This window comes from Bacteroides oleiciplenus YIT 12058 (assembly GCF_000315485.1).
Lineage (GTDB): Bacteria > Bacteroidota > Bacteroidia > Bacteroidales > Bacteroidaceae > Bacteroides > Bacteroides oleiciplenus.
The window spans coordinates 646514-659185 of sequence record NZ_JH992943.1 but is presented as its reverse complement, the minus strand read 5'-3'; the positions used below and the strand labels follow the sequence as shown (position 1 = coordinate 659185).

Sequence of the window (12672 nt, the reverse complement as noted above, 5' to 3'; positions counted from 1 at the left end):
GACATTATTACAAGTCAATGATACACTATTTATACCCCTCAGACGGGTGATGCCCTATCTTTGTGATGTGAAAAACAAGCTAAATTTAATCACTATGAGATATAAAAGTCGTAGCATCACAACAGTCATGATACCAATATTATTAGTGGTATCTCTATTTGCATTCACTACTCACACTACAGAACAACCGGAAGGAAGTCCATTGTTTATCACGGGTATCGCACCTTATAAATCCGGAATGATTGTTTCTCAGAAGGGAGTCCGTAAAGTATCTATTTACTCATCGGATTATAAAGAACGCCTGCAAGAGTGGGAGTTGGATGAAGTGCCCACGGGAATCACTGCGGATGGAGACCGTATTTATGCAACAGTGGCAGGCGAACATAAGAATGGAGTTTATTTCCTGTCCGCTTCCAATCCTTCGGAAAAGACTTTTGTAGAGACGGCATCCGGTGCTTGTGCCCCCTTGGTGGATGATGATAGGCTTTACGTCTGTAATCAGTTTGCCGGCACAGTGTCGGAGTTGGACAGGAATGGGAAAGTCGTATTAAGAACAGTAAAAGTATTGCGTGAACCGAAGTCTGCCGTCTTTGATAGAGAGGGTAAATACCTGTTTGTTACCAATTTCCTGCCTATGCAACGAGCAGATGTAGACACTGTGACCGCTTGCGTTTCGGTGATTGATAGAGGGAGTTTCAGTAAGATAAAAGATATACAACTGGCCAATGGAAGTAACGCTTTGCGGGGGATGTCTCTTTCTCCTGACGGGCGCTATTTATTGGTTACTCATAATTTGGGACGTTTTCAGGTTCCGACTTCACAGTTGCAACAGGGCTGGATGAATACCAGTGCCATAAGTGTTGTCAATTTGTCCACTCTGAACTTCGAGGGTGCTGTGCTGCTGGATGAACCGGAACGTGGTGCTGCGGGTATTTGGGATGTGAAATGTACGGACGATAAAATAGTCGTCAGTCACTCCGGCACGCATGAAATTAGTGTGATAGACTATCCGGAGTTCATCCGGAAGTTTGAGGCGTATCCTCAAAAGGATGCTTTGGCATATGACCTGCGATTCCTGTATGGCCTTCGCAAACGTGTGGCTTTGGAGGGAAACGGGCCGCGCAGCATAATGTTGAAAGACGGCGAGGCTGTGGTGCCTACCTATTTCTCAGATACGCTGAACGTGGTGGACTTGAATACGACTCATGTCCGGGCTATCGCTATGGTAAAGAACCGTGTGGAAAGCCGGATACAACGGGGGGAGAAATACTTCAATGACGCGGAACATTGCTTCCAGAACTGGCAGTCGTGCAACGGGTGTCATCCGGGAGATGGGCGGATGGATGCCATGAATTGGGATTTGATGAATGACGGTATAGGCAACTCAAAGAACTGCAAGAGCCTTTTGTTTTCTCATGTCACACCACCATGTATGATTTCCGGCATCCGTGCCCGTGCTGAGATTGCTGTTCGTGCCGGATTTACACATATCCAGTTTTCTGATTTGCCCGAGGAGTTTGCAGAGTGCGTGGATGAATATCTGATTTCGTTGAAGCCGGTTCCCAGTCCTTATCTGGTGAATGGTGAACTGTCTGAAAAGGCGAAGCGGGGACGCAAAATCTATGAAAAGTTCAATTGTGACGAATGCCATTCGGGGCCTTACTATACGGATATGAAGATGCACCGCATTGGTGAAGATATCGAGTTTGAAAATGGCTGGGACACTCCGACTTTGTGCGAAGTGTGGCGCACGGCTCCTTATTTGTTTGACGGAAGGGCTGCCACCATGGAAGAAGTGTTCACAGTGCATAAACATGGCATTGAAAAGAAGATATCAGCCAAAGAAGCCGAAGAACTCGCGGAGTATGTGAATTCACTTTAAAATGAAGTTAAGACCATGATTATACATGAAAATATAGAAATCGTTCATCGTTTCTTTCAGGTGGCTCAAGCTCCTTTCGAGGATATGCTGACGGATTTGCTGACAGAATACAAGCCGGTTTATATCCCTGTGCGTGTGGTGATATTCGGTGCACCGATAGGAAATGAAGAGTACGTAGCCCGTTTTGTCCGTATCAGGGAAGCAGTGAAAGAATCATTTGGAGAAAATCATCCTCTGGTGAGTTATGTGGCACAGCCACCTCAGACAATGGGGCTGGCAATGGAAGTGCACGAGGTGCTGCTCAATGCTGAACAGGACAGAATTGAATATCGGAATCAGGAAGAAATGCTGTACATTACCATCGAAAGGGAAGGATGCAAGCGTTTGTTTCTGAGCGGAGTGACGGGGGATGTGCTGCACCAGACTATCCGCGAACAGTCTCACGAGGTATTCTCAAAGATAGCCCGGGTGCTGGAAACAGAGTGTATGTCGGTTTCTACCATTATACGCCAGTGGAATTACATTGAGAAGATAACAGCGTATGACGCAATCGGTCATCAGCACTATCAGGACTTCAATGACGCCCGTTCTCTGTTCTATCACGGGGTAGAGTGGACGACCGGTTATCCGGCAGCTACCGGTATCGGTACGCAATGGGGAGGCATCATGATAGATTTGGATGCATTGCTCTGTAAGGATAAAAGTGTTCAGGTTTGCGGTGTGGATAATCCCTTGCAGGTGGCCGCCCATGCCTATTCGCAGGAAGTGTTGTTGGGAGAGGCGGACGAGGCTCTTCTGCGAAAGACAACTCCCAAGTTTGAGCGTGCCAAGGCGGTGTGGAAAGAAGATCACGGTTTTGTCTACGTCTCCGGTACGGCAGCCATCCGTGGCGAGCAAAGTCTGGAAGGAGTGGGGATAGCAAAACAAGCGCTGACGACACTGGAGAATATTGAGTATCTGGTATCTCGTGAGAACCTGAACCGTTCCGGTATTCCAGCAACGGAAGATGCCGCACTTATCACTTTCCGGGTGTATGTGAAACACTGGGAAGACATGGAGGAGGCGAAGCGGACGGTGACAGAACGCTACCCTGATTTACCCGCTATCTATACGCTGACCGATGTGTGCCGCTCAGAGTTGCTGATAGAGATAGAGGGAATGGGTATTCTCCGCTGAGGCCGATTATTAACCATTAATATAGATGAACGTATGAAATTGAAAGAAGTATTAACCTTGGCATTCATTGCCATCTGCGGTGCGGGGCTTGCCTCCTGCACAGCAGAGACTAAAAAAACAGAACAAGTTATGACACAGGAAAAGACTGCGTATCAGAAGAAGTACACGAATGCTGACTTCTACAAGGACGGTAAGTTTGACCAGGAAGCTGCCAAGAAAGCATTCCTCGACATGTTTGAATTTTATGGTGTGCCCTACACTCCATTGATGGAGAAGGATATCTGGTTCACAGATTTCGGTTTGGGTGATTTTGAGAATGTGGGTATGGGTGGCATCTTCTGGGTGAACGATCCCGAATACGGTTACTTTGCACATGCCATTTATCTGTTGCCGGGACAGATGATTCCGGAACATGCTCATGTGAAGACCAATTTCCCTGCCAAGCACGAGTCGTGGATGGTGAATCACGGTTGGGTATATAACTTCTCCGAAGTAGGCGATGCGACTCCGAACGCTCCTGCTATTCCGGAATCTCACGGTCCTATCAAGAGTACGAATTTTGTGAAACAGAATGTGGGCGATGTTCTACGTCTGAAAGAACTGGGAACTTTCCATTTCATGATGGCCGGTCCTGAAGGAGCCATTGTTGATGAATGGGCTTGTTACCATGACAACGATGGTCTGCGTTTCACCAATAGTCAAGCAGCTTTGTAAAACCTGAATAAATTGAATACCATGAGAAAGATAAATCATTTTGGAGTGCCTACCACCACGCCGCAACCCGGTGAAGTATATGCGGAAGGACTGAAAGTATGGCTGACTAATTTTAATGAAAGCCCGAACAAGATAGAATACCTGCGCTTCGACGAAGGAAGCTGGATGCCGGAATTGATTCAGAAGGTGGCGCATATTGCTTACGAAGTAGATGACCTGGCGGCTGAATTGGAAGGCGCGAAGGTGCTGGTGGAACCGATGCCGGGCGGAGAGAATCTGACAATTGCTTTTATTGAAGAAGAAGGTATTGCTCTGGAATTAATGCAGTTTGATAAATAACTAAAAACAAAAGAAATCATGATGAATAAATTCATAAACGATCCGGATAACCTGACAGCGGAACTCTTGGAAGGATATGCGATGGCCTACAGCAATCAGGTAGCCATTGGTGGAGAAAATATTATAGTGCGTGCGCATGCAAAGGCAGAAGACAAAGTTGCCGTCATCACTTTGGGTGGTTCCGGTCATGAACCTGCGTTGAGCGGTTTTGTGGGCGACGGTATGCTGGACTGTTCTGTGGTTGGCGATATTTTCGCCGCTCCGGGTGCACAGCGTCTGTTTCAGGCTTTGCAGATGTTTAAGCGTGAAGCCGGCATTTTGCTGGTAGTGCTGAATCACTCCGGTGACGTGATGAGCGCGAATATGGCATGCCAGTTGGCGGAGCGCACAGGTATCAAGGTGAAGACGATTCTGACGCATGACGACATCAGTGCCGGATTGGATGCGCCGGATGATGACCGTCGTGGCTTGGCAGGCTGTGTCCCTCTGATTAAGATAGTGGGTGCTGCTGCCGAAGAAGGCAAATCTCTGGATGAGATTATCGAAATCGGCGAACGCTTCAGTGCGCGACTGGCTACGCTGGCTGTAGCTATGAAGTCCTGTACCCATCCGCAGAATGGCATGACCATTTCCGACCTCCCCGATGGTGAGATTGAAATCGGTATGGGACAGCATGGTGAAGGCGGTGGCGGTCGCAAGCAATTGATTTCTGCTGACGATACGGCCGAAGAAATGATAGGTCTCTTGATGAAAAAGTTGCAGCCGAAAGCTGGCAACAAGGCTTTGCTCATCATCAATGGTGTAGGTGCAACCACACACATGGAAATGAACATCGTCTATCGTAAAGCTCATCAGGTGCTTGAAAATGCAGGTCTTGAAGTTGCTTCAGCCCGCATCGGTGAGTTACTGACTGTGCAGGAACAGGCCGGTTTCCAGATGATTCTCGGTTTGCTGGATGATGACCATGTAGATTATCTGAACAATAAAATGTCGAACGCTCCTTACTGGACTACTATCGGACGATAAAAGATGGATAAACTGACAATAGATGATTTTAAGAAGATGCTCCGTAATGCACTGTTGTGCATTACGGAACGCTCCGACGAATTTTCAAAGCTAGATGCGGTGCTGGGCGATGGAGACCATGGAACGGCTATCGTGCAATCCATGTCCGCCCTTGTAGCGACGGCTGAACAGGGGACTGAATTCCGCTCTATGCTGAATGATATGAGCTTCCATTTGATGCTCGAAATCAGTGGCTCCACAAGCACTCTGTTAGGTGGTTTCTTCCTTGGGATGAGCGACCATGCGGCAGGTACCGAACTGGATGCGGCAGGTGTTAAGGCTATGTTTGTTGGCGGACTCGAAGGTGTAAGGAAACAAACGAAAGCCAAGCAGGGAGACAAAACAATGATGGATGCCCTGATTCCGGCAGTAGAGGCGATTCAGACGTGCGATTCCACAGATGTGAAAACAATCCTTCTGGCAGGTGCCGAGGCTGCTGTGAAAGGTGCCGAAGCTACTAAAGAGATGAAAGCTAATTTCGGGCGTGCCCGGAACTATGGTGAGCGTTCCATTGGTTATGCTGATTCCGGGGCGTGCTCTTGGTCGTGCATGTTTGATGCGTTTGCCAAAGCTTTATAAAAACTAAGATATATAAATAAAACTCTATGACGGATCGTGTTAGTAAGCGATAAAACTACTAGTAAGTAGTTACTCAATTACCTATAGGTAGTTATTCATTTACCTATGAGTAGTTTGTCAATTACTACGTAGTAGTCAGTCAAATAACTGTAGGTAGTTGAAAGCTGTTCAGATAGTATTTAAATATCATTATGTGCAGTTCCCCATACGATTCGTTATAGAACCATAAATAATAAAAGATAAAAAGATGGCTGATTTAGATGATTTGAGAGAAGGCAATAATTTTGGTTTGGGTATTGCCTCTTCTAATAATAGTTTTCATGTGAAAGGCGCGGAAAACCTTCCGTGGGGTATGAAAGACCGCTTGTCGCGCATCTTCAACCCGAAAACAGGCCGGACGGTGATGCTGGCATTTGACCACGGTTTTATCATGGGGCCTACGTCCGGATTGGAACGTATCGATTTAAGTATCGTTCCGCTGATAGAGTATGCCGACTGCCTGATGTGCACCCGCGGTATTCTTCGCACAATGATACCTCCCACAACCAATAAACCGATCTGCCTCCGCTCTGACGCGGGCACTTCCATTCTGACGGAACTGAATGATAATGCTCTGATTGACGTTGAAGATGCCCTCCGCATGAACGTATCGGCAATGGCTGTGATGCTTTCCATTGGAGATGCTGCCCATGAAGCGAAAACGATTGCCAACCTCTATAAAGCTGTTGATAAAGGTGCCCGCTACGGAATCCCCGTGATGGGTGTCACGGCTGTTGGTAAGGACATGGCACGTGATGCACGTTATTTCGGTCTGGCTTCCCGCATTGCTGCCGAGAATGGCGCCAACATTGTGAAAACCTATTATTGCGATGGTTTTGAGAATGTAGTGGCTGCCTGTCCTGTTCCTGTAGTGATTGCGGGTGGTAAGAAACTTCCCGAGCTGGAAGCGCTGGAATTGTGCTACAAGGCAATCAGCGAAGGTGCTGCAGGCGTAGATATGGGACGTAATGTATTTCAGTCTGAAGCTCCGGCTGCCATGATACAAGCCGTTCATGCAGTGGTGCACGATGGACTGAAACCTGAACAGGCGCTTGAGCTGTTCAACGAACTGAAGAGTAAGTAACACCGACTATAAAAGGGATGATGAGGGTTTATATTATTATTTGGGTCATTCTTTCCATGGGATTCCGGGCGGTAGCGCAAGATAAACTTTTGGTTGCCGGCTCCGGGAATCCGCATATTCTGCTGGTAGACAAACAAACCGGCAAAGTAGAGTGGAAACATGCTTTAGAGAAAGGGGAAGAATGTAATACGGTTGCTCTGACCCGGAAAGGCGAAGTGCTGTATTCCTATAAACGGGGAGCCAAACTCGTTACTTGGGACCATCAGGTGGTCTGGGATTATCCGGCACCGGACAAAACAGAATTGCAGTCGGCCACCTTGCTGCGTGACGGGGGAGTATTGCTTGGGCTATGTGGTAATCCCGCCCGGTTCATAGAGCTGGATAAGAATGGTAAAGAAGTGAATGAAGTCGTACTGGACTTGGAAGTTGAAAAAACTCACAACCAGTTCCGCCAGGTGTTTCAGCTTCGGAATAAGAATTATCTGATACCGGTAATGACCAGACAAAAAGTGCTGGAAGTGACCCGTAAAGGGAAAGTAGTGGCGGAGCATCAGATTGAGGGGAAAGCATTCTCATCGCTTGAACTAAAGGATGGAAATCTGTTGTTGCCTTGCGGAGACGGGCATTATTATATGGTGATTGACCGTCGGACAGGAGAGGAGCTGAAACGGATGAATGCCAATGATATACCGGGAGTGTCCCTGTTGTTCGTCGGGCAGATATTGCAGTTGAAGAATCAGAATCTATTGATTTGTAATTGGTACGGACATACAAAAGACGTTACTGTGGACGAACCGCAATTGATAGAAATAGATAAAGAAGGTAAAGTGGTGTGGAGCTTGCACGATAAGGAGAATGTGGGTAAGATATCCGCTGCCTGTTATTTGAAAGATTTCCGGTTACCGGACTTAAAATAGGAGATTAACTTTAGAACAAAGTATTATGAATAAGAAATTATTAGTAATGTCTGTATGCATTGCTTTATCGCTCCCTGGCATGGCACAGCGGAGGGCAAGTGCAAAAGTGAAAGCGCCCGCTACGTGGGCGGAAAGCATTGCTGCGGCTAAGAACCAGGCCTATGAGGAGATGCAGAAAACTTGTTTGCCCGTTGCATCGAAGGTAATCAAGGCAAAGGAGGCAGCAGTGCCTTTTTCGGCTGACGTGACTGGACTGGATGAAATGGTACTCTATACGTGGGGCACTGTAGACGGCACGGGAGACGACCAGGCTGTATGGGCAAATGCCAAACTGGTGGCCGCCGACGGTTCATCTGTTTGGCTGAACGACCTCAGAGATACATTCAAGAAGACAGGTAGCGGTAGCCTGCGTTTCAATGAGAATGCCAAGGCACAGGATGTTGTCATGAAAGGCAAAACCTATAAACGCACGATTATGGCAAATGCCAACGCCCAGATTGTTGTACCCTTGGATAAGAAATATGTCCGTTTTGAGGCGGAGATTGGTTTGGAGAACCGCTCTTCCGCTGGTACGGTGATTTTCCGTCTTCAAGGCATTACGGGTTCCGAAGCTGCTGCGGATATTGTGACGAAATATCCCACCCAAGCTACTTTGTTTCTGCCTTTCGGCGGAAGTGACATGAAAGCACTGGTCACAACGCATGATGCCGCTATCGAAAAGCATATAGCGACCGAAGTAGCAAATCTGCTGAACGATAAGGCCTACTTCACCGCACAGATTGCGCAGATTGCCTCGAAACCGACATTAGATGAACAAGTCATCGGATATCTGGACCTGGCACAGGCGGCAATGAATGTGTATCAGTTGCAGGAATCCCTAAGCTGGCTCAATATGCGTGCTATCGAAGAGGCTTATAACGACATGGCTCGGGATGCCAATTACGATAAGAATATGAATCAAGCCAGACTTGCTGAACTGAAAATGCTGACAGGAAAAGGTTTCTCCGGCATCTATAAGAATGATGCATTAGCTTTGGATGCCGCCAACAAAGCCTTGAAACTGAAACGTGATATCCTGCTGGCGAACACGGCACTGGATATGGATAAGATTATCGTCGGCCGTTATAAGGTAGGAACTTCTGCCCGCCAGATCAACCCGCGTGCTCTGGGCACACAAAACAATAACTGGTCTAACCAGACCTCGGCTTCCCGTGGTGGTTTCAACGCCGAAATAGCCGAATTGACCAATCTGCGCGGAGACGTTCAGAGCCGGACTATTTTCAAGCCGACCAATGGTTCTTCCGTCCCTGACTTGAAACTGCATTGGGATGCCGAACGCCTTATGTTCTCCATGATAGACACCGACCGTCGCTGGCAAGTGTTCGAAGTGAAACTGGATGGCACCGGCCTGAAGAAGCTCATTGAAACTCCGGAGAAAGACCTGGAATTCTTCGACGCCACCTATTTACCTTCCGGTAAGATTATTGCCGTTTCCAATATTGGCTATAATGGTGTGCCCTGTGTGAATGGTAATGACGAAGTAGGCAATATGTGCCTGTACGACCCGAAAGATGGTTCTCTACGCCGTCTCACCTTCGACCAGGATGCCAACTGGGCGCCTACGGTTATGAATAACGGTCGCATCATGTATACCCGCTGGGAGTATACCGACCTGACCCATTACTTCTCTCGCTTTGTGATGCATATGAATCCGGATGGAACTGAACAGAAATCCCTGTACGGTAGCGGTTCTTACTTCCCGAACAGTACGTTCGACGCCAAACCTCTGCCTGGCGGTTCTTCGCAGTTTATTGGTGTGATTTCCGGTCACCACGGTGTAACCCGTTCCGGACGCCTGATGCTGTTCGACCCTTCAAAGAGCCGTAAGTCTGAGAAAGGCATGTTGCAGGAATTGCCTTTCCGCGACCGTAAGATTGAACCGATTGTAAAAGACCGTTTGGTGGATGGCGTATGGCCTCAGTTCATCAAACCTTATCCATTGACGGATAAATATTTCCTCGTCACAGCAAAACTGAATGAAAGTGCCCTGTGGGGTGTCTATCTGGTAGACGTGTATGACAACCTGACGCTGATTGCAGAGTTTGAAGGCGAAGGACTCATTTGCCCCACTCCGGTAGTGAAACGTCCGGTTCCCCCCGCCATCCCCGAGAGGATAAAGCCGGGCAGCAAGGAAGCCACCGTGTTCATCCAGGACATCTACGAAGGAGAAGGATTGGAAGGTGTGCCTCGTGGCACAGTGAAAGCTTTCCGCGTACTTGCCTACGAATATGCTTATAACAAGACTCCGTCCGATCATTGGGCACAGGGGGTTCAGAGCGGTTGGGACATCAAACGTTTGTTGGGTACCGTTCCTGTTGAAGAGGATGGTTCCGCCATCTTTACGATTCCTGCCAATACGCCTATTTCATTGCAACCGTTAGACTCCGAAGGACGTGCTATTCAGTGGATGCGTAGCTGGCTGACAGGTATGCCGGGTGAAACTGTTTCCTGTGTCGGCTGCCACGAAGACCAGAACCAACTTCCTATTCCCAAACGTGTAAAAGCCTCAACAATGGCTCCTCATGCCATCACGAAGCCGGAAGGTGGAGTACGCTCTTTCACTTTCGATCTGGAAGTGCAGCCTGTGCTCGACCGTGCTTGTATTGCCTGTCACGATGGCTCCAACAAACTGGCCGACTTTACCGGTGGAAAGATTGATAAGTTCTCCGGATTCGGAGTCAGCTATCTGAACCTTCATCCTTACGTATATCGTCAAGGTCCCGAAGCCGAAATCGAAGTGCTCGATCCGTATGAATATCATGCTTCTGTAAGTCCGCTAATCAAGATATTGAAGACCGGACATCATGGAGTGGAACTGACTGATAAAGAGTGGCAGGCCCTCTACAACTGGATTGACTTCAACGCTCCTTATCATGGCAAGTTCAATGCCAATGAGTTTAAGGGAGTAGAGCAAATCAGCCGCCGTACGGAACTGACAGAAAAGTATGCAGGCTCCGGTGTAGACTGGCAAGCTGAAATTCGTTCGTATGCCAAATATCTGGAAGGGCAGGATAAACCTGCTCCTGTAAGGCCGGAGAAGAAAGAATATAAGGATAAGGATGTGAAAGTGAAAGGCTGGCCGTTTGATAAATCCGTTGCGCAGGCTATGCTTGCTAAGGAAGACAATGCCAAGATGAGCATCGAATTGGCTCCGGGCATAAAGATGAACTTCGTCCGCATTCCGGCCGGTTCGTTTGTGATGGGTAGCAACAGAGGTCATTCCGACTATTCTCCTGCCCATAAGCAGGTAGTGAAGAAGGCTTTCTGGATGGGCGAAATAGAAGTAAGCAACGAACAGTTCCGCACTCTTTTCCCCGAACACGACAGCCGCTTCATACGCCAGTTGTGGAAAGACCACGTACACGAGGGTTATCCTGCCAATAATCCTGAACAGCCTGCCATACGTGTAAGCTGGGAAGAAGCAATGGCATTCTGCCGGAAACTGAGCGAAAAGACCGGTATGAAGATTACTCTGCCCACCGAGGTACAGTGGGAATGGGCCTGCCGTGCGGGTAGTGATAGTGAATTCTGGTATGGTTCGTTGAATACCGATTTCGGCAAGTACGAGAACTTGGCGGATAAACACCTGAATCAGATGGCTGTTCGCGGTGTGAACCCGATGCCGATGAAAGAGAATGATGCTTGGTATAAGTACTATACTTATCAGCCTAAAGAAAATGGTGTGGACGACGGCAATATGCTGATGGTGAAAGGTGGCGGTTATCAGGCCAACCCGTGGGGTTTGTATGATATGCAAGGTAACGTTGCCGAGTGGACTTCTTCCGATTACTCTCCTTATCCTTACAATGAGAAGGCACAGGGTACAGGTACGGAAAAGGTGGTTAGAGGAGGCTCGTGGAACGATCATCCGAAAGCATCTACCGCATATTATCGCCGGGCTTATCTGCCTTGGCAGAAAGTGTATAATGTAGGCTTCCGTGTGATTATCGAAGATTAATTTAGTGGTTAGTGTTTAGTGATTAGTGATTAACACCATGCGGTATGATAGCGCAGCCTACTAATCACTAATCACTAAACGCTAATCACTAAATATTAAGTGGAGAAAGGAAATATGAAAACTATGGGTTTAGTGGCCGGTCCGTGTAGTGCGGAAAGCCGTGAGCAGATGTTGGAAACAGCCAGGGGGTTAAAAGAAATAGGTGTGGGCACATTGCGTGCCGGCCTGTGGAAACCCCGTTCGCGCTGCGGAACATTTGAGGGAGTAGGCGAGGAAGGACTGGATTGGATGCGTGAAGTGCAACAAGAACTGGGACTCCGGGTAATGACCGAAGTAGCGCTTCCCTGTCATGTGGAAGCCGTACTGAAAGCCGGCCTCGATATGATATGGATTGGCGCCCGTACAACGGTCAATCCCTTCATGATGCACGAGTTGGCAGAAGCCTTGCGTGGATGCGAACTTCCGGTGTGGGTGAAGAATCCGGTATGTCCCGATGTCGAGTTGTGGATTGGTGCGGTAGAGCGCCTCCATCAGGCAGGACTGAAAGATGTCCGTATCATCCATCGTGGCTTTTGCACGGTAGATAGTTCTCCCTACCGCAATGCCCCCCTTTGGGAGCTGGCAGAACGCTTTCATACTCATTTCCCGGAATTGCCTTTCTATTGTGATCCGAGCCATATCGGTGGAAAACGTGAATTATTAGCTTCTATTTGCGCGAAAGCTATATCTTTGCATGCGGACGGACTGTTCATAGAGTCCCATTGTTGTCCGCAGAAAGCCCTGTCTGATGCAGCCCAGCAGTTGACGCCGCCCGCATTGGCAGAGTTATTGAATACCCTGAATGTCTCAATTGAATGAT

General features: G+C 48.1%; 10 protein-coding genes. All 10 read left to right on the top strand.

The genetic code is table 11. The annotated features are described in order from the left end of the window. The first annotated feature begins 49 nt into the window (after positions 1 to 49). Positions 50 to 1882 carry a YncE family protein gene (locus HMPREF9447_RS18970; RefSeq protein WP_044138385.1) on the top strand — a complete coding sequence of 611 codons (1833 nt, stop codon included), beginning with the start codon at positions 50 to 52 and terminating at the stop codon, positions 1880 to 1882. Between the two features lie 15 nt (positions 1883 to 1897). Continuing rightward, positions 1898 to 3058: a chorismate transformation enzyme, FkbO/Hyg5 family gene (locus HMPREF9447_RS18965; RefSeq protein WP_009131393.1), complete on the top strand. Its 1161-nt coding sequence runs from the start codon at positions 1898 to 1900 to the stop codon at positions 3056 to 3058. Between the two features lie 33 nt (positions 3059 to 3091). Then, positions 3092 to 3772, top strand: coding sequence for a cupin domain-containing protein (locus HMPREF9447_RS18960; protein WP_009131392.1), 681 nt, complete (start codon positions 3092 to 3094; stop codon positions 3770 to 3772). A gap of 21 nt (positions 3773 to 3793) precedes the next feature. Beyond that, positions 3794 to 4111 carry a VOC family protein gene (locus tag HMPREF9447_RS18955; RefSeq protein WP_009131391.1) on the top strand — a complete coding sequence of 106 codons (318 nt, stop codon included), beginning with the start codon at positions 3794 to 3796 and terminating at the stop codon, positions 4109 to 4111. Positions 4112 to 4129: 18 nt separating this feature from the next. Next, entirely contained in the window at positions 4130 to 5137 is a 1008-nt protein-coding gene (locus tag HMPREF9447_RS18950) for a dihydroxyacetone kinase subunit DhaK (RefSeq protein WP_009131390.1), read from the top strand. A gap of 3 nt (positions 5138 to 5140) precedes the next feature. Continuing rightward, a complete protein-coding gene (locus tag HMPREF9447_RS18945; protein ID WP_009131389.1) occupies positions 5141 to 5755 on the top strand; it encodes a DAK2 domain-containing protein in 615 nt (204 codons plus the stop codon). A 247-nt stretch (positions 5756 to 6002) separates the two neighbouring features. Next, the gene (gene lsrF / locus HMPREF9447_RS18940) at positions 6003 to 6878 is read left to right on the top strand and encodes a 3-hydroxy-5-phosphonooxypentane-2,4-dione thiolase (protein ID WP_009131388.1); all 876 of its coding nucleotides are present in this window, start codon (positions 6003 to 6005) and stop codon (positions 6876 to 6878) included. A 20-nt stretch (positions 6879 to 6898) separates the two neighbouring features. Next, positions 6899 to 7795: a beta-propeller domain-containing protein gene (locus HMPREF9447_RS18935; protein WP_009131387.1), complete on the top strand. Its 897-nt coding sequence runs from the start codon at positions 6899 to 6901 to the stop codon at positions 7793 to 7795. 25 nt (positions 7796 to 7820) lie between these two features. Then, the gene (locus HMPREF9447_RS18930; RefSeq protein ID WP_044138381.1) at positions 7821 to 11813 is read left to right on the top strand and encodes an SUMF1/EgtB/PvdO family nonheme iron enzyme; all 3993 of its coding nucleotides are present in this window, start codon (positions 7821 to 7823) and stop codon (positions 11811 to 11813) included. 114 nt (positions 11814 to 11927) lie between these two features. Further along, entirely contained in the window at positions 11928 to 12671 is a 744-nt protein-coding gene (locus tag HMPREF9447_RS18925; protein ID WP_009131385.1) for a DAHP synthetase I family protein, read from the top strand. The last annotated feature ends 1 nt before the right edge of the window (position 12672 follow it).